The organism is Actinomycetospora chiangmaiensis DSM 45062, assembly GCF_000379625.1.
GTDB classification, from domain to species: Bacteria; Actinomycetota; Actinomycetes; order Mycobacteriales; family Pseudonocardiaceae; genus Actinomycetospora; species Actinomycetospora chiangmaiensis.
The window spans coordinates 208,806-226,583 of sequence record NZ_KB903246.1 but is presented as its reverse complement, the minus strand read 5'-3'; the positions used below and the strand labels follow the sequence as shown (position 1 = coordinate 226,583).

Here is a 17,778-nt window from a genome sequence, read left to right as displayed (position 1 = left end):
TGGAGCTGCTACTGCTGCGGCGGGGGCGGCGGCTGCTCGCCCTGCGGCGGCGGGGGCGGGGCCTGCTCGCCCGCCGGCGGCGGGGCCTGCTCGCCCTGCGGCCCGTGCAGGTAGTCCTTGGCCTTCTGTGAGGCCTGGTCGAACTGCTGGTCGTGACCGGCGAACTTGCCCTTGAGGGCGTCGCTCCCCTTGTCGACGAAGCTGTCGGCCTTGTCGGGGTTCTGCCCCGCCCACTCCTTGGCCTTGTTCACCATGTCGCCGAGGCCTGCCACGACGAACCTCCTGGTGTTCTCGGGTACACGTACTCCGGACACTCGGAGGGTGACCCGGTCCGCCCGCTTCCATGCCCCGGCGGGCCGAACAGGATGGTCAAGTTCCCTCGTATGCTGGACCCGGTCACACAGCGCGCTGCCCGGTCCGTCCGGATCGCGTCGTTCAGTGCAAAAATTCTTTTACCCGTGCGGGAACCCGGGCCCCGGGTCGCGCGTTGGGACCAGTGAGAGCGGTCGACCGGCCGCTTTGTGCACGTGAGGAGGACGAGTGCGCACCAGCAGCAACCCGGCGTTCCGCAACCTGCCGACGTCACCCGGTGGGTACGCGCGGTTCGGGGACGCGCCGGCGGGCCTGGGCGGTGCCTTCGGGGGAGGCCCGGGCGGCCCCATGTCCACGGCGGGCGCGGGCGACCGGCCCCTGACCGTCGACGACGTCGTCCAGAAGACCGCGCTCAACGCCGTCATCACCATCGGTGTGGGCATCGCGGCCGCGATCCTGCTCAGCCCGATCCTGGGCATCCTGGGCTTCGTCGTCGGCCTCGTCGTCTCGCTGATCATCATCTTCAAGCAGAGCTCCAACCCGGCGCTCGTGCTGACCTACTCGGTGTCGCAGGGTCTGGCCCTGGGCACGATCACCGGATTCCTCGAGGCCTCGAGCAACCGGTACGCGGGCATCGGCTTCCAGGCCGTCGTCGGCGTGGTCGGCGTCTTCGTCGGCATGCTCGTCGTCTACAAGACCGGCGCGATCCGCGTGACGCCGCGCCTGACCAAGATGGTCGTCGGCGCCGTCATCGGCGTCGTGGTGCTCATGCTGGTCAACCTGGTGGTGTCGTTCTTCAGCGCCGGCGGCATCGGCCTGCGCGACGGCGGCCCGCTCGCGATCATCTTCTCGCTGGTCTGCATCGCGGTCGGCGCGTTCATGCTGCTGCTCGACTTCGACCAGGCCGACCAGGCGGTCAAGGCGGGCGTGCCGGCGAAGTTCGCCTGGTACCTCGCCTTCGGCTTCATGACGACGCTGGTCTGGCTCTACATCGAGATCCTGCGGCTGCTGAGCTACTTCCGCGGCGACTAGTCGCCCCGACCGACGACGGCCCGCCCCGGGGACTCCCGGGGCGGGCCGTCGTCGTCGTGGGACCCGCCGTCAGGACAGGCGCTCGAGCACCATCGCCATGCCCTGGCCACCGCCGACGCACATCGTCTCGAGCCCGATCGTCGCGTCCTTCGCGCGCAGGCCGTTCAGCAGCGTGGTGGCGATGCGCGCCCCGGTCATGCCGAACGGGTGGCCGACCGCGATCGAGCCGCCGTGGACGTTGAGCTTCGACTCGATCGTCTCGTCGGTGAGCCCGAGGCCGCGGGCCGAGGGCAGGACCTGGGCGGCGAAGGCCTCGTTGATCTCGACGAGGTCGACGTCGTCGATCGACAGCCCGGCGCGGCGCAACGCCTGCTGCGAGGCCCCGACCGGCCCGAGGCCCATGATCTCGGGCGAGAGCCCCGTCACGCCCGTGGAGACGATCCGGGCGAGCGGGGTGATGCCGAGGTCGGCGGCGCGGGTCGAGGACATGACCACCACGGCCGCGGCGCCGTCGTTGAGCGGGCACGCGTTGCCCGCGGTGATGCGCCCGTCGGGGCGGAACACCGGCTTGAGTCCGGCGACCGCCTCGTAGGTGGTGCCCGCCCGCGGGGAGTCGTCGGCCGAGACCACCGAGCCGTCGGGCAGCGTCACGGGCGTGATCTCGCGGGCCCAGAAGCCGTCGGCGTTCGAGCGCTCCGCGAGGTTCTGCGAGCGCACCGCGAACCGGTCCATCTCCTCGCGGGAGACGTCCTCCAGCAGCGCGACGTTCTCCGCGGTCTGCCCCATCGCGACGTAGGCGTCGGGGAGCAGGCCGTCGGCGCGCGGGTCGTGCCACTCCGACGCACCGGCGGCGGCGGTCTCGGCGGTCCGGGCCTGCGCCTCGTCGAACAGCGGGTTCTGCGTGTTCGGCAGCCCGTCCGAGGAGCCCTTCTCGAAGCGGGAGACGGTCTCCACCCCGGCCGCCACGAAGACGTCGCCCTCGCCCGCGCGGATCGCGTGCGCGGCCATGCGGATCGTCTGCAGCGACGAGGAGCAGTAACGGGTGATGGTGGTGCCGGGGACGGTGTCGAGCCCGAGCTGCACGGCCACGATGCGGCCCATGTTGTAGCCCTGCTCGCCCCCGGGCAGACCACAGCCGAGCATGAGGTCCTCGACCTCGGCGGGCGGCAGCGAGGGCACCTGGTCGAGGGCGGCGCGCACCATCTGCGCGGCGAGGTCGTCGGGGCGCATGCCGGCGAGCGTCCCCTTGCGGGCCCGGCCGATGGGGGAACGGGCGGCGGACACGATCACGGCGTCGGGAGTGGCCATGACCTGCACCTTAGGCGCGACGCCGGGCGACGGAGCGCCGCGGAGGTGCACCCCACGGACCGGCCCCGGTCGGCGGTGATTCGCCGCACAGCCACGTCGTGGCCGACGGTCTTCGGCAGGATGGTGCCATGCAGTACGCCGAGCACGTCGCCGACCTCGTCGGACACACCCCGCTGGTGAAGCTCAACAAGGTCGTGCCGACCGGGCCGGACGCGCCTCTGGTGCTGGCGAAGGTCGAGTACTTCAACCCCGGCGGCAGCGTGAAGGACCGCATCGCCGAGAAGATGATCGACGCCGCCGAGGCGTCGGGGGAGCTGAAGCCCGGCGGCACGATCGTCGAGCCGACCTCGGGCAACACCGGCATCGGGCTCGCGATCGTCGCCCAGCAGCGCGGCTACCACTGCATCTTCGTGTGCCCGGACAAGGTCTCGCCGGCCAAGCGGGACGCGTTGCGCGCCTACGGCGCCGAGGTGGTCGTCTGCCCGGCGGCGGTCGAGCCCGACCACCCCGAGTCGTACTACTCGGTCTCCGACCGCCTCGCCCGCGAGACCGAGGGCGGCTGGAAGCCGAACCAGTACGCGAACCCGGCCAATCCGGCGTCGCACGTGGAGTCGACGGGTCCCGAGATCTGGGAGCAGACCGACGGGCGCATCACGCACTTCGTCGCGGGCGTCGGCACCGGCGGCACGATCTCCGGCACCGGGAAGTACCTGAAGGAGGTGTCGGGCGGCCGGGTGCAGATCATCGGCGCGGACCCGCAGGGCTCGGTCTACTCCGGCGGCGACGGGCGGCCCTACCTCGTGGAGGGCGTCGGCGAGGACTTCTGGCCGACGACGTACGACCGCGAGATCGCCGACCGCATCCTCGCCGTCTCCGACGCCGACTCCTTCCACATGACGCGGCGGCTGGGCCGGGAGGAGGCGCTGCTCGTCGGCGGCTCCTGCGGGATGGCGACGGTCGCCGCGGCGCGGCTCGCCGCGGAGCTCGGGCCCGACGACGTCGTCGTCGTGCTCCTGCCCGACGGCGGGCGCGGGTACCTCTCCACGGTCTTCAACGACCAGTGGATGCAGTCCTACGGGTTCCTCTCGGCCGACACCGCGGAGTACACCGTCGGCGACGTGCTGCGCCTCAAGGACGGATCGATCCCCGACCTCGTGCACGGGCACCCGAACGAGACGGTCTCCGACATCGTCTCGATCATGCGGGAGTTCAGCGTCTCCCAGATGCCGATCGTGCAGGCCGAGCCGCCGGTGATGATGGCCGAGGTCCGCGGCGCGGTGACCGAGCGGGACCTGCTCGACAAGCTGTTCACCGGCAAGGCGGCGCTCACCGACAAGGTCGCCGACCACCTGGCGCCCGCGCTGCCCACGGTCGGCATCGCCGAGCCGCTCTCCGAGGCCATGGAGAAGCTGCAGGGCGGCGACGGCCTGCTGGTCATCTCGGACGGACGCCCCGCGGGCATCGTCTCGCGGGCCGACGTCCTCGCCTTCCTGGCCGGGCGGTAGGGCCCGGGGTCGTCAGCGGTGGCACACGGCTGACGGCCGGTGTCAGCGGTGGCACACGGCTGACGGCCGACCCGGCCCGACCCGTCGTCGGGAATCCGGGCAGACTGGCCCGGTGAGTCAGGACCACGGTTTCGCCACCCGCGCCATCCACGCCGGCCAGGAGCCGGACCCGACCACCGGCTCGGTCGTCGTCCCCGTCCACGCGACGTCGACGTTCGCCCAGGACGGGGTCGGCGGGCTGCGCTCGGGCTACGAGTACGCCCGCACCGGCAACCCCACCCGCGCCGCGCTGGAGACCCAGCTCGCCGCGCTCGAGGGCGGGCGGTTCTGTCGGGCGTTCGCGTCGGGCATGGCGGCGGAGGACACGCTGTTCCGCGCGGCGCTGCGCCCGGGCGACCACGTGATCATCCCGATCGACGCCTACGGCGGGACGTTCCGGCTCGTCTCCACCGTGCTCGCCGACTGGGGCGTGCGGTTCTCGGCGGTCGACCTGTCCGACCTCGCGGCCGTCCGCGCGGCGGTGCTGCCCGAGACGAAGCTGCTGTGGTGCGAGACGCCCACCAACCCGCTGCTCTCGATCGCCGACATCCCGGCACTGGCGGGGATCGCCGACGAGGTGGGCGTGAAGCTCGTCGTCGACAACACCTTCGCCTCGCCCTACCTGCAGCAGCCCCTCGGACTCGGGGCCCACGTGGTGCTGCACTCCACGACGAAGTACCTCGGCGGACACTCCGACGTGGTCGGCGGCGCGGTGATCACCTCCGACGAGGCGCTGGCCGCCGACCTGGGCCGGCTGCAGAACGGGATGGGCGCCGTGCCCGGGCCGTTCGACTGCTTCCTCACCACCCGCGGCATCAAGACCCTGGCCGTGCGGATGGACCGGCACTGCGACAACGCCGAGCGCGTCGTCGAGGCCCTCGCCGCCCACGACGCGGTCTCGACCGTGCTCTACCCGGGGCTCGCCACCCACCCGAACCACGAGGTGGCCGCCAAGCAGATGCGGCGCTTCGGCGGGATGGTGTCGATCCGGCTCGCCGGCGGGGAGCAGGCGGCGCGGGCGCTCTGCGCGGCCACGACCGTGTTCACCCTCGCCGAGTCGCTCGGCGGTGTGGAGTCGCTGATCGAGCACCCGGGCGCCATGACCCACGCGTCGACGGCGGGCTCCCCGCTGGAGGTGCCGTCGGACCTGGTGCGCCTGTCGGTCGGCATCGAGGACGCCGACGACCTCGTCGACGACCTGCTGACCGCCCTCGGCCGGCTCTGACCGCCCTCGGCCGGCTCTGACCGCCCTCGGCCGGCTCTGACTCCCTCCGGGCCGCTGGCTCTCTCTCGGGGCCGCTGGTTCGCGACGCCGGGGCGGGTCAGCCCCGGCGGGCGTCCGCCTGGTCGTCCGCGGAGCCGTGCGGGGCGGTGTGGCCCGGCGTCACCAGCCCCGGCACGCTGCAGCCACCGACGTAGACGGCGCCGTGCTGCGTGCTCACGAGCGTGCCCGGGTCGTCGCACCCGGCCTGCTCGACGGTGAACACGGCCGCCCCGGCCAGCGCGGCGGCGACGACGAGCGGCGCGACCATCCCGGCCCGGGTGGCACGTCGACGCGTCTCCATCCGATCCTCCCCTGGAATCTCACGCTCTCACCACAGGCTACCGAGGACGTCCGGTGCGCGGACCCGTTCGGTTCGGGCCGTCCGGTCGGCGTCGACGCCCACGCGGCGACCGGACCGTGGGACGGTCCGTACGGCATCCGGTTGCCCGCCCGTCGCGGCTCGGAACCGGTCGGCGACGTCACCGTGGTGCCGGGAACTCCCGCCCGATCGGCCCTCACGTCCCGCGTGAGGGGAACCCTCGCGCGCTCGTGCGGCCCGAGGGTTCCCCTCACGCGGCAACCGGGGCGGGCTGGGGCACCATGCACGACGTGCCGACCCTCGTCACCCGCGCCGACGTCGAGGCCGCCCGCGCGGACCAGCACGGCGTCGTGCGGCGCACGCCCGTCGAGCCGTCCCGGGTGCTGTCGGCCCCGGCCGGCGGACCGGTGCTGCTCAAGTGCGAGAACCTGCAGCGCACCGGGAGCTTCAAGATCCGGGGTGCGTACCGCCGCATCCAGCGGCTGTCCGACGCCGAGCGCGCCCGCGGCGTGGTGGCGGCCAGCGCCGGCAACCACGCGCAGGGCGTCGCCCTCGCCGCCGGCCTGCTGGGGGCCGAGGCCACCGTGTTCATGCCCGCCGGTGCGCCGCTGCCGAAGCTCGCGGCGACCCGCGGCTACGGCGCCCGGGTGGAGCTCGTCGACACGTTCGACGCCACGCTCGTCGCGGCGCAGGAGTTCGCGGACCGGACGGGTGCGGTGCTGATCCACCCCTTCGACCACCCCGACATCATCGCCGGGCAGGGCACCGTCGGGCTCGAGATCGCCGAGCAGGTCCCCGACGCGCGGACGGTGGTGGTGTGCACCGGCGGCGGTGGGCTCGTCGCCGGGATCGCGGCGGCCCTGCACGGCACGGGGATCCGGGTCGTGGGGGCGCAGGCCGAGGGCCTCGCGGCGTGGCCGGTCTCGCTGGCGGCGGGCGTCCCGACGACGGTCACCGGCGCCACCATCGCCGACGGCATCGCCGTGCCCCGCCCGGGCGAGCTGACGTTCGCCCAGGTGACCGCGCAGGTCGACGAGATCGTCACGGTCTCCGAGGAGGCCCTCAGCCGCGCCGTGCTGCAGTCCCTGGAGCGCAGCAAGCTCCTCGTCGAGCCCGCCGGCGCCGCGGCCGTGGCGGCGATCGCCGAGTACCCCGGGCGGTGGGAGGCGCCCGTCGTCGGGCTGGTCTCCGGGGGCAACGTCGACCCGCTGATGCTCGCCGAGATCGTCCGGCGGGGCATGGTGGCGGCCGGGCGCTACGCAGGCCTGCGCGTACGCATGCCCGACCGCGCGGGCTACCTCGCGGACCTGCTCGCCCTGGTCGGGCGGCTCGGCGGCAACGTGGTCGACGTCGAGCACCGGCGGCTCGGGGCGTCGGCCGACCTGGGCCCGCTCGCGCTGGGCACGGTCGAGGTGGCGCTGACGCTGGAGGCCCGTGGCCCCGAGCACCAGGACGCGATCCTCACGGCGCTCCGCGACGCCGGGCACGTGGTCGCGGAGGGAGCCGTCTGAGGCCGATCAGGGCGAGTACGGCTCCGCCGAGACCAGCGTGACCTCCATGGACCCGCCGTCGGGGAGGTCGTAGCTCACGGTGTCCCCGGCCTTGGCGCCGATGAGGGCGGAGCCGAGCGGCGAGTTGGGGGAGTAGACCTCGATCGAGCCGGCCGACCCCTCCTCGCGGGAGCCGAGCAGGAAGGTCTCGGTGTCGTCGTCGCCCTCGAAGCGCACGGTGAGCACCGTGCCCGGGACGGCGGTCCCCGACTCGGTGGGCGTCTCGCCGACCTTCGCGGTGTGCAGCAGCTCCTGGAGGTGGCGGATGCGGGCCTCCATGACGCCCTGCTCCTCGCGGGCGGCGTGGTAACCGCCGTTCTCCTTGAGGTCGCCCTCCTCGCGGGCGGCGTTGATCTTCTGTGCGATCGCCGGACGCTGGGCCACCAGGTCGTCGAGCTCGGCCTTGAGGCGGTCGTGGGCGTCCTGGGTCAGCCAGGTCACCTGGGTCTGCGTCTCGGTCACGGCGATCAACTCCTCGGGGTCCGGTCCCGCGGGCGCGGGGCGGCGGCCTGCACGCGCCGCGGCCGGGCGGGGTGCCCGGACGGAGGCGGCCACAGACGGAAAAACACGACCCGCGGCATGCGGGCCGTGTCGGTGGACACTAACACGGTCAAGGCCCCGGAGAGCCGGTACGAACTTCCCCGCCGAGAGGTTCCCGGATCTCCCGAGAAAGTCACACGACCCTGCCTACCTGCGACGATCGGCGTGACGGGGTGCGGTGACCCGGTGGGCGCGACGGGCTGTCGGGGGGTCGGGGGATGATGGTGTACGTGGGAGATCAGCTGCGACTGATGTCGGTGCACGCGCACCCCGACGACGAGTCGAGCAAGGGGGCGGCGACCTGTGCGCGCTACGTCGCCGAGGGCGTCGAGGTCATGGTCGTCACGTGCACGGGAGGGGAGGCCGGGAGCATCCTCAACCCGGCCATGGACCGCCCCGAGGTGCTCGCCGACATGGTGGGGGTGCGCCGCGAGGAGATGGCGCGCGCCGCGGAGATCCTCGGCGTGCAGCACCGCTGGCTGGGGTTCGTCGACTCGGGGCTGCCCGAGGGCGACCCGAAGCCACCGCTGCCCCCGGGCTGCTTCGCGCTCGAGCCGATCGAGGTGCCCACCGAGGCCCTCGTCCGGGTGATGCGGGAGTTCCGGCCGCACGTGGTGGTGACCTACGACGAGAACGGCGGCTACCCCCACCCGGACCACATCCGCTGCCACGAGGTGTCCATGGCCGCCTGGGAGGCGTGCGGCGACCCGGACCGGTTCCCCGGGGCCGGCGAGCCGTGGCAGCCGCTCAAGCTCTACTACTCGCACGGGTTCTCCCGGGCGCGCATCGTCGCCTTCCACGAGGCGATGCTCGCCACGGGCGAGGAGTCGCCGTACGCGGAGTGGCTGGAGAACTGGGACACGTCCTCGCGTCCCGACCCCGGCGCCCGCGTCACCACGCGCGTGCGCTGCGCCGAGTACTTCCCGGTGCGGGACCGGGCGTTGCTCGCCCACGCCACGCAGATCGACCCCAACGGGCGCTGGTTCCAGACGCCGATGGAGCTGCAGCAGCGGGTCTGGCCCACCGAGGACTACGAGCTGGCCCGCTCCCTCGTCGGTGACCCGGCGGACACCGAGTCCTCCGAGGACGGCGACCTGTTCTCGGGCGTGCGCGAGCAGGTGCTGACGTCGTGATGCCCGCCTCGCTCGTCATCCTCCTGGCGCAGGCCCAGCCGCCCGCCCCGGGCTCCGACCGCGGGGAGGAGTTCGGCAAGACCTCGCCGATCGCCCTCGTGGTCATCCTGCTGCTCGGCATCGCCACGTTCCTGCTCATCCGCTCGATGACCAAGCGGCTGCGCAACGTCCCGGAGTCGTTCGACCAGCCGGAGTCGTTCGACCAGCCGGGGGAGGGCGGCGAACCGGCCCCGGACGAGGACGGGACGCCCGACCCGTCGTCGGGACCCGTCGACTCCCCGTCACGGAGAGGCCGGACGACCCCCGACGGCTGACCCGACGGCGGAACGGTCCGGTGACGCCGTGCGACCATCGACGGCATGGCCAACCGGCTCGCCGACTCGACCAGCCCCTACCTGCGCCAGCACGCCGACAACCCGATCGACTGGCGGCCGTGGGAACCGGGCGCCTTCGCGGAGGCCCGTGAGCGCGGGGTGCCGGTGCTGCTGTCGGTCGGCTACTCGGCGTGCCACTGGTGCCACGTCATGGCGCACGAGTCGTTCTCCGACCCGGAGGTCGCGGCGTTCGTCAACGAGCGGTTCGTGGCGATCAAGGTGGACCGCGAGGAGCGCCCGGACGTCGACGCGGTCTACATGGAGGCCACCCAGGCCATGACCGGCCAGGGTGGCTGGCCGATGACGTGCTTCCTGACGCCGACGGGCGAGCCGTTCCACTGCGGCACCTACTACCCGCCCGAGCCGCGGGGCGGCATGCCGTCGTTCACGCAGCTCGTCGCGGCCGTGGCGAAGGCGTGGGAGACCGACAACGACACGGTGCGCGAGGCGGCGTCGGGCATCGCCGAGCGGCTGGCGGGGGTGGCCCGGTCACTGCCCGCGGCGCCCGTCGACGCCGAGGTGCTGGCGGGGGCCGTCGCCTCGCTGGAGTCCGGGTTCGACGCGAACCACGGCGGCTTCGGCGGCGCTCCGAAGTTCCCGCCGTCGTCGGTGTGCGAGTTCCTGCTGCGCCACCACGAGCGCACGCGCAGCGCGGCGGCCTGGCGGATGGTCACGGCGACGCACGAACGCATGGCCCGCGGCGGCCTGCTCGACCAGCTCGCCGGCGGGTTCGCCCGGTACTCGGTCGACGCCCGGTGGGTCGTGCCCCACTTCGAGAAGATGCTCTACGACAACGCCCTCCTGCTGCGCAGCTACGCGCACGAGGCCCGGCTCGGCGGCAGCCTGGCCCGGCACGTCACCGAGCTGACCGCCGCCTTCCTGCTCCGCGACCTCCGGACGCCCGAGGGGGCCTTCGCCGCGGCCCTCGACGCCGACGCGGCCGGGGTGGAGGGCTCGACCTACGTCTGGTCGCCCGCCGAGCTGGTGGAGGTCCTCGGTCCCGAGGAGGGCGCGTGGGCGGCGGACCTGCTCGGCGTCACCGCCGAGGGCACCTTCGAGGAGGGCCGCTCGACCCTCCAGATGCCGGTCGACCCGGTGGACCCCGCCCGGTGGCAGGCCGCGCGCAAGGCCCTGCTGGCGGCCCGGGCGACGCGGCCGCAGCCCGCGCGGGACGACAAGGTCGTCGTCGCGTGGAACGGGCTCGCGATCACCGGCCTCGTGGAGGCGGCCACCGCCCTCGGGCGTCCCGACCTGCTCGCGGCGGCCCGGCGCGCCGGCGGGATGCTGCTCAAGGTCCACCTCGTCGACGGGCGGCTGCGGCGGACGTCGCGCGACGGCGTGGTGGGGGACGCCCCGGGCGTCCTGGAGGACCACGCCGCCCTCGCCGAGGGTCTGCTCGCGCTCCACCAGGCGACCGGCGAGGCCCGGTGGCTCGACGAGGCGTGCCGGCTGCTCGACCTGGCGCTCACCCACTTCGCCGACGCCGACCCCGGCCTGTTCTGGGACACCGCGGACGACGCCGAGGCGCTGGTCACCCGTCCCCGGGAGATCACGGACGGCGCGACCCCGTGCGGGTCGTCGGTGCTCACGTCGGCGCTCCTGACCGCCTCGGTGCTGGTCGGGCCCGAACGCTCCGCCCGGTACCGGGAGGCCGCCGACGCCGCCCTGACGACGGCGGGCACCCTCCTCGCCCGCCACGCCCGGTTCGCGGGCGGCTGGGCCGCGGCCGCGGAGGCGGCGCTGACGGGGCCCCTGCAGGTCGCGGTGGTGGGGCCGAGCGCGGCCGACCGGGAGGCGCTGGTGAGTGCCGCCCGTCGGCACGCCCCGGGCGGCACCGTCGTCGTCGGCGGCGAACCCGACGCGCCGGGCGTGCCGCTCCTGGCCGAACGCCCCCTCGTCGACGGCCGGCCCGCCGCCTACGTCTGCCGCGGCTTCGTCTGCGAACGGCCCGTGACCACGCCCGACGAGCTCGCGGGGGCCCTGCACACGGGCTGACTCCCGATGGCAGCGAAGCGTCGTTGCTGTCGCCCGGTGACAGCAACGACGCTTCCCTGGCGCGGGGGGACGGTGTCCGCCCACCGCGAACCGACTCGACCGCTGCATGCTCGTAATGCTGTAATCACAGCATCGGCAGTGCAGGACGAAGGAGTCGATGATGATGGTGGGACGAGGACACCGGGGCCGTCCGAGCGGCGGCGGCCGGGTGAGCCGGGGCGGACGCCCGGCGGGCGATCTGCCCGCGACCGACGACCTCGAGGCGTGGCTGGCCGGGCGCCTGCCGGAGGGCTGGTTCCTGGGCGCCCCCGAGGTGACGGTGGACCGCGAGGAGATCCTCATCGTGGGTCAGCTGGCCGCCCCGGAGGTCGAGGGTGACGCCGCGGCGCGGGCCGCGAGCGCGGTGGGCCGGATCAGCCGGTTCCGCGAGGAGACCCGCGAGGACCGGATGGAGATCGCCCGGCAGGCCGAGCACCGCTACGGGCGCAAGGTCGCCTGGGGTGCGCGCATCGCGGACGGCGACGGCGGGGTCGAGGAGCTGTTCACCACGCTGTCGGTGCCGGTGATGACGCGGCTGCGCCAGCCCGAGCGCCGGGTGCTGGACACGCTGGTCGACGCCGGGGTGGCCCGGTCCCGCTCGGAGGCGCTGGCGTGGGCGGTGGCCCTGGTCGGCGAGCACACCGAACCGTGGCTCGCCGAGCTGCGCGAGGCGATGAGCACGGTCGACGAGCTCCGCACCCGTGGGCCGCGCCTGGACCCGCCGTCGGGAACCCCCGACGAGGGGCCGGGCGAGGAGCCGACCGACGATCAGGCGTAGAGCACGAGCCAGATCGCGATGTGGTGACAGATCGCGGCGATGACCGTCGCCGCGTGGAAGAACTCGTGGTAGCCGAAGGTGGCGGGCCAGCCGGCCGGGCGCCGGAAGGCGAAGCACAGCGCACCGAGCGTGTAGAACGCGCCACCCACCACGAGCAGCACGAACGCCGCCACACCCCCGCGCGCGAGCAGGTCGGGCAGCACGAACACCGCGACCCACCCCAGGGCGAGGTAGATCGGGACGCCGACCCAGCGCGGGGTGTGCGGGCGCAGCAGCTTCAGGGCCGCGCCCGCCACCGCGCCGGTCCACACCACGGCGAGCACCACCAGCCCGGTGGTCTCGGGCAGGGCCAGCACGGCGAACGGCGTGTAGGTCCCGGCGATGAAGACGAAGATCATCGCGTGGTCGAGGCGCTTCATCGTCGTGAGGGCGCGGGGTGAGACCCACGACCGCCGGTGGTAGAGCGCGCTGATGCCGAAGACGCCGAGGACGGTCGCCGAGTAGACGGCGACCGCGGCGGCGGCCCCGCCGGAGACGGTCGCCCCGGCGAGCGCGATGAGGGTCGCGCCGGCGGCGATGCCCACGGCGAAGGACCAGAGGTGCAGCCACCCCCGCAGCCGGGGCTTGCCGGGTGTCGTCGGAGCGGTGTCGACGATGGTCACGCCTCGGAAGAGTACGACAGCAGCCCGTGGAACCGGAGAACTCCTGGGGTCGGGCGGGTGACGAGGGGGTCGGTCCGCGGGGGCGGCGGCGTAGCCTGGTCGCCCGTGAGCGTCCGCGCAGGGGTCCGTGAGCTGGCGGTCTCGCTCTACGAGCGACGGCTGCGTCGCAAGGTCGCGGCGAGCCACCCGCCCCGTCACGTCGGGGTGATCCTCGACGGCAACCGGCGGTGGGCGAAGGAGGTCGGCCTCACCGATCCGAGCGACGGGCACCGGGTCGGGGCCCGCAAGATCGTCGACATGCTCGACTGGGCCGACGAGGCCGGGGTCGAGGTCGTCACGCTCTTCATGCTCTCCACCGACAACGTGGGGCGGCCGCCGGAGGAGCTCGAGGCGCTCCTGGAGATCATCGCCACCGCCGTCGAGGGCCTCGCGACGCCGGACCGCGACTGGCGGCTGCGCGTCGTCGGCGCGCTGGACCTGGTGCCGCCCGCGACCGCCGCGCGGCTCACCGCCGCGGCGGACTCCACCGAGGGACGCGGCGGGATGCAGGTCAACGCCGCGGTCGGCTACGGCGGGCGGCAGGAGATCGCCGACGCGGTGCGCAAGCTGCTGCTGCGCCACGCCGAGGCGGGGACGTCGATCGAGGAGCTCGCGGAGGTCCTCGACGTCGACCACATCGCGGAGAACCTCTACACCTCGGGCCAGCCCGACCCGGACCTGGTGATCCGTACCTCGGGTGAGCAGCGCCTCTCCGGATTCCTGATGTGGCAGTCGGTCTATTCGGAGTTCTATTTCACCGAGGCCTTCTGGCCGCAGTTCCGGCGTATCGATTTCCTGCGGGCGCTGCGGGACTACTCGGAACGCAACCGCCGTTTCGGCGGCTGATCGCGGACACGACGAACCGGCGTACCCGTGCCATCCCCCGATGGGCACGGATACGCCGGTGCGTCTTCTCATTCCTCCGGTCCCGACGGCGGGTGCGGGTCCGCTCCCACAGTGCGCACCCGCCGTCGCGGACCGTCGATCAGCCGGCGTTGTTGTACGCGCTGAGGAGGCCGAGCTGGTTGATCGGGGCCTGCACGTTGAGGCCGTTGGCGCCGATGAGCTGGTTGCCGAAGTTGTAGGAGTCGCCGTTGCGGGCCGAGGCGTTGCCGTTGCCGCCGCCGTCGCGCCCGTCGCGGGCGTCACCGGTGCGGGCGTTGCCGTTGCGGCCGTGCCCGTGGTCGCTGCTGTTGTCGTACGAGCTCAGGACGCCGAGCTGGTTGATCGGGGCCTGCACGTTGATGCAGTTCAGGCCGACGAGCTGGTCGCCGAAGTTCGCGCAGTCGCCGTTGCTGGCCGAGGCGTTGCCGTTGCCGCCGTGCGAGTGGCCGTGGCCGTGGTCCCGACCGTGGTCGCCGTCGTGGTCGTGGCCCCAGCTCTGGGACTGACCGCCCGAGTCGCCCGGCCAGTCGCCGGCGAACGCGGTCCCGGAGAGCGCCGCCACGCCCGCCGCAGCACCGAGGACGACCATTCCCGCCTTCTTGAGCAGCATTCCGAGAATTTCCCCTCGTCAGAGCGCGATTCCCCGATCAGGGACCGGGTGACCGCTTTCGTGTGTTCCAGCCCCACGGACGGTGCGGCTGATGACGTGAAACCTAACGGGCGACCCCGGCCGTGGGTATCGGCAGATCCCCGATCGAGTGGCACCTACTTCGTAGGGCGACTTGAGTGCATTCTCCGGGTGAGACGTGGGTGGAATCGCACGCAGCGCACTGCCCGGTGAGCGCATTCAGCTGGCGCTGCGTGATCCACCTCGACACCCGTCCGTCGTATTCAGCGACGCGGTGTCCGCTCCGAGGCCCGATCCGCCCACGACGGGTAACGTTCCCCGACGGTGGACGGAACGGACGGCGAGGGCCTCGACGGGGTCGCGTGGGACTACGTGCGGCTCGGGCTGCGCCTCGGACGCGTGGTGCCCGGCCTCGTCGACGCCCACCTCGGTGACGCCGCGGCGGCGGAGCGTGCGACGGCCGGGCCGTCGCCCATTCCGGAGGACCTGCGCCGCGAGGCGGTCGCGCTGCGCCACCGGCTCGCCGGCCACCCCGGGCGGCGGGCGGAGTACCTCGACGCCCAGCTCGCGGCGTGCGAGGTCGTCGCCTCCCGCGCCGCCGGGGCCACCGCGGAGTTCACCGCCGAGGTCCGCAGCTGCCTCGGCGTCGCGATCGCCGCGGGCGACGAGGACCGCTACCGCGCCGCGCACGACGCCCTCGCCGCCCTCCTCGGGGTCCCGCTGCGCCGCCTGCCCGCTGCCATGGCCGCGTTCCGTGACGCGGACCGGGTGCCGCCGGAGGTCCTGCGCGAGGCGACCGCCGCCGTGCTGGCGGGGCTGCGGGAGGCGACCGCGGCCGCCGTCGGGCTGCCGGCGGGGGAGCGGGTCGACCTCGAGGTGGTGACGGGCGCCCCCTGGGCGGGCTTCACCCGACGGACCGGGCCGCGGCGCTCGACGATGCAGGTCGCCGTCGACGCGGGGCACCGGTGGAGCCACCTGCCGCTGCTCGCCGCGCACGAGGCCTACCCCGGTCACCACTTGGAGGCGGCCCGGACCGAGGGCACGCCCCGGCCCGAGCGCACCCTCCTGCTCGCCCGGACGCCGCAGAGCCTCGTGGCGGAGGGCGCGGCCGAGCTCGGACTCGAGGCCGTCGTCGGGCCGGGCTGGGGACCGTGGGCCGCCGAACGCCTGGCGGGCGTCCCCGGGGCCCCGCGGCCCGAGCGCGCCGCGCTGGGCGAGGCCGTCGAGACCGCGAGCGAACCGTTGGCGAGCGTGCGGCAGGACGCGGCGCTGCTCCTGCACGGCTCGTCGGCCCCCGACCGGGAGGACCGGGCCCGGGCGCACCTGCGGCGGTGGCTGCTCGTCGACGACGACCGCGCCGGCCGGATGCTCGAGTTCCTCGTGCACCCGCGCTGGCGGATCCACACCTCGACCTACGTCGAGGGCGCCCGGCTCGTGCGCCCCTGGCTCGCGGCCCGCCCGCCCGGGACGACCCCGGGACAGCGCTTCGCGCGCCTGCTCGACGAGTCCTGGACCCCTGCGATGCTGCGCCGCGAGATCGACACCGCGGCTCGCGGCGAGCGGTACCCCCGACACGTCGACGACACGCCGATGTCGCCCAGCGTGTGACCTGCGACCCGAAATTGTCACGCTCGGCGCGCGACAACGACCGGTCACCGGCTGTACCGTCCGCCTCGACGGCGCCGTAGCGGATGCGGACCGTCCGGGGAGGCCGGAGAACGTGACGGGTCGGTTCGGGACACGGTGCCGCGGCACCGTCGGGGCGTGGACCCCGACGGCACGTGCGGTGCCCGACCCGGCCGACACGGCGGGAGGGCCGGCACCCGGTCCTCGCGCGCGGCGCCGGAGAGGGAGGTCCCCCGGCGGGGGACCGCCCCGACGGCACCGGATCACGACGTAGGTCTTCTCGTCCCAGCGAGGACGTGGTCGTGGGTGTCGCGACCGCCACGAGGGAGTAGCCGTGAGCGCAGAGCACGTCGCACAGCCCCCGTCGGTCACCCCGATCACGTACGTCCTGGACACCTCGGTCCTGCTCAGCGACCCGTGGGCCCCCACCCGCTTCGCCGAGCACGAGGTCGTCGTCCCGCTCGTCGTGATCACCGAGCTCGAGGGCAAGCGCCACCACCCGGAGCTCGGCTGGTTCGCCCGGGAGGCCCTGCGCCTCCTCGACGACCTCCGCATCACCCACGGCCGCCTGGACCAGCCGATCCCGATCACGCCCGAGGGCGGGTCGCTGCGCATCGAGCTGAACCACACCGACCCGTCGGTCCTTCCGGCGGGCTTCCGCACCGGTGAGAACGACGCGCGCATCCTGGCGTGCGCCGCGAACCTCGCGGCCGAGGGTTCGCGGGTCACGCTCGTCACCAAGGACATGCCGCTGCGCGTCAAGGCCGCGGCGGTCGGGCTGCCGGCCGACGAGTACCACGCCCAGGACGTCGTGACGTCGGGCTGGACCGGCATGGCCGAGGTCGCGGCCGAGCCCGGGGAGATCGCCGACCTCTTCGCCGACGGGCTCACCGAGGTCGAGGCGGCCCGCGAGCTGCCCTGCCACACCGGGCTGCGCCTGCTCGCCGGCGGTTCCTCCGCCCTCGGGCGCGTGACGCCGGACAAGCAGGTCCGCCTCGTGCGCGGCGACCGTGACGTCTTCGGGCTGCACGGCCGCTCCGCCGAGCAGCGCATCGCGATCGACCTGCTGACCGACCCCGACATCGGGATCGTCTCCCTCGGGGGCCGCGCCGGCACCGGCAAGTCCGCGGTCGCGCTCTGCGCCGGCCTCGAGGCCGTTCTCGAGCGCCAGCAGCACCGCAAGATCGTCGTGTTCCGCCCGGTCTACGCCGTCGGCGGGCAGGACCTCGGCTACCTGCCCGGCGGTGAGAACGAGAAGATGGCGCCCTGGGCGCAGGCCGTCTTCGACACCCTCGGTGCGCTGGTCTCGACCAACGTCGTCGAGGAGGTCATCGAGCGCGGCATGCTCGAGGTGCTCCCGCTGACCCACATCCGCGGGCGCTCGCTGCACGACGCGTTCGTCATCGTCGACGAGGCCCAGTCGCTGGAGCGCAACGTCCTGCTCACCGTGCTCTCCCGGCTCGGCACCAACTCGCGGGTCGTGCTCACCCACGACGTCGCCCAGCGCGACAACCTGCGCGTCGGCCGCCACGACGGCATCGCCGCGGTGATCGAGAAGCTCAAGGGCCACCCGTTGTTCGCCCACGTCACGCTCACCCGCTCCGAGCGCTCGCCGATCGCCGCGCTCGTCACGGAGATGCTGGAGGGCGAGGCGCACGGGGGCTGATCACCCGTGGCCGTCCTGAGCGAAGGGCCCCTTCGGTCGAACAGATCGACCGGGGGGGCCCGTCGCTCACCACGGGGCCGTTCG

17 protein-coding genes are annotated in these 17,778 nt (G+C 73.8%); 11 read left to right on the top strand and 6 right to left on the bottom strand.

From position 1 onward, the window contains the following. Positions 1-8 precede the first annotated feature (8 nt). Entirely contained in the window at positions 9-272 is a 264-nt protein-coding gene (locus A3CO_RS34480) for an antitoxin (protein ID WP_018335314.1), read from the bottom strand. 268 nt (positions 273-540) lie between these two features. Between A3CO_RS34480 and A3CO_RS0126620 the strand changes: the two genes are divergently transcribed. Then, complete coding sequence (locus A3CO_RS0126620) at positions 541-1,344, top strand: Bax inhibitor-1/YccA family protein (protein ID WP_018335313.1); 804 nt, start codon at positions 541-543, stop codon at positions 1,342-1,344. A gap of 69 nt (positions 1,345-1,413) precedes the next feature. Here the strand turns inward: A3CO_RS0126620 and A3CO_RS0126615 are convergent, their stop codons facing one another. Further along, positions 1,414-2,652 (bottom strand): acetyl-CoA C-acetyltransferase, encoded by a 1,239-nt coding sequence (locus A3CO_RS0126615; RefSeq protein ID WP_018335312.1) that lies wholly within the window; start codon positions 2,650-2,652, stop codon positions 1,414-1,416. A 128-nt stretch (positions 2,653-2,780) separates the two neighbouring features. Between A3CO_RS0126615 and A3CO_RS0126610 the strand changes: the two genes are divergently transcribed. Both A3CO_RS0126610 and A3CO_RS0126605 read left to right on the top strand, forming a co-directional pair. Beyond that, positions 2,781-4,157: a cystathionine beta-synthase gene (locus A3CO_RS0126610; RefSeq protein ID WP_018335311.1), complete on the top strand. Its 1,377-nt coding sequence runs from the start codon at positions 2,781-2,783 to the stop codon at positions 4,155-4,157. Positions 4,158-4,269: 112 nt separating this feature from the next. Continuing rightward, on the top strand, positions 4,270-5,421 hold the full coding sequence (locus tag A3CO_RS0126605; protein ID WP_018335310.1) for a cystathionine gamma-synthase: 1,152 nt from the start codon (positions 4,270-4,272) through the stop codon (positions 5,419-5,421). Positions 5,422-5,518: 97 nt separating this feature from the next. Here the strand turns inward: A3CO_RS0126605 and A3CO_RS0126600 are convergent, their stop codons facing one another. Further along, a complete protein-coding gene (locus tag A3CO_RS0126600; RefSeq protein WP_018335309.1) occupies positions 5,519-5,761 on the bottom strand; it encodes a hypothetical protein in 243 nt (80 codons plus the stop codon). Between the two features lie 308 nt (positions 5,762-6,069). Here A3CO_RS0126600 and A3CO_RS0126595 point away from each other — a divergent pair, with 308 nt between their 5' ends. Beyond that, positions 6,070-7,290 (top strand): threonine ammonia-lyase, encoded by a 1,221-nt coding sequence (locus A3CO_RS0126595; protein WP_018335308.1) that lies wholly within the window; start codon positions 6,070-6,072, stop codon positions 7,288-7,290. Between the two features lie 6 nt (positions 7,291-7,296). On the opposite strand, the gene greA is transcribed toward A3CO_RS0126595, so the two are convergent. Continuing rightward, on the bottom strand, positions 7,297-7,791 hold the full coding sequence (gene greA, locus A3CO_RS0126590; protein ID WP_018335307.1) for a transcription elongation factor GreA: 495 nt from the start codon (positions 7,789-7,791) through the stop codon (positions 7,297-7,299). 299 nt (positions 7,792-8,090) lie between these two features. On the opposite strand from greA, the gene mca reads away from it, so the two are divergent. From mca to A3CO_RS0126570, 4 genes are all read left to right on the top strand, one after another. After that, entirely contained in the window at positions 8,091-9,002 is a 912-nt protein-coding gene (mca, locus tag A3CO_RS0126585; RefSeq protein ID WP_425393427.1) for a mycothiol conjugate amidase Mca, read from the top strand. After that, a complete protein-coding gene (locus tag A3CO_RS0126580) occupies positions 9,002-9,316 on the top strand; it encodes a hypothetical protein (RefSeq protein WP_018335305.1) in 315 nt (104 codons plus the stop codon). The genes mca and A3CO_RS0126580 overlap by 1 nt, the downstream gene beginning before the upstream one ends. Before the next feature lie 45 nt (positions 9,317-9,361). Continuing rightward, the gene (locus tag A3CO_RS0126575) at positions 9,362-11,371 is read left to right on the top strand and encodes a thioredoxin domain-containing protein (RefSeq protein ID WP_018335304.1); all 2,010 of its coding nucleotides are present in this window, start codon (positions 9,362-9,364) and stop codon (positions 11,369-11,371) included. Positions 11,372-11,534: 163 nt separating this feature from the next. Then, positions 11,535-12,188 (top strand): hypothetical protein, encoded by a 654-nt coding sequence (locus A3CO_RS0126570; RefSeq protein WP_245561607.1) that lies wholly within the window; start codon positions 11,535-11,537, stop codon positions 12,186-12,188. Here the strand turns inward: A3CO_RS0126570 and trhA are convergent. Beyond that, positions 12,179-12,850, bottom strand: a complete 672-nt coding sequence (gene trhA, locus A3CO_RS0126565; protein WP_018335302.1) for a PAQR family membrane homeostasis protein TrhA — start codon at positions 12,848-12,850, stop codon at positions 12,179-12,181. The genes A3CO_RS0126570 and trhA overlap by 10 nt on opposite strands. Positions 12,851-12,955: 105 nt before the next feature. Here trhA and A3CO_RS0126560 point away from each other — a divergent pair, with 105 nt between their 5' ends. After that, a complete protein-coding gene (locus tag A3CO_RS0126560) occupies positions 12,956-13,735 on the top strand; it encodes an isoprenyl transferase (protein WP_018335301.1) in 780 nt (259 codons plus the stop codon). A 139-nt stretch (positions 13,736-13,874) separates the two neighbouring features. Here the strand turns inward: A3CO_RS0126560 and A3CO_RS0126555 are convergent, their stop codons facing one another. Beyond that, complete coding sequence (locus A3CO_RS0126555) at positions 13,875-14,384, bottom strand: hypothetical protein (RefSeq protein ID WP_026205041.1); 510 nt, start codon at positions 14,382-14,384, stop codon at positions 13,875-13,877. A 342-nt stretch (positions 14,385-14,726) separates the two neighbouring features. Here A3CO_RS0126555 and A3CO_RS34475 point away from each other — a divergent pair, with 342 nt between their 5' ends. Both A3CO_RS34475 and phoH2 read left to right on the top strand, forming a co-directional pair. Beyond that, positions 14,727-16,010 (top strand): hypothetical protein, encoded by a 1,284-nt coding sequence (locus A3CO_RS34475; protein WP_018335300.1) that lies wholly within the window; start codon positions 14,727-14,729, stop codon positions 16,008-16,010. 352 nt (positions 16,011-16,362) lie between these two features. Further along, complete coding sequence (gene phoH2 / locus A3CO_RS0126545) at positions 16,363-17,694, top strand: RNA 5'-3' helicase PhoH2 (RefSeq protein ID WP_018335299.1); 1,332 nt, start codon at positions 16,363-16,365, stop codon at positions 17,692-17,694. Positions 17,695-17,778: the final 84 nt, after the last annotated feature.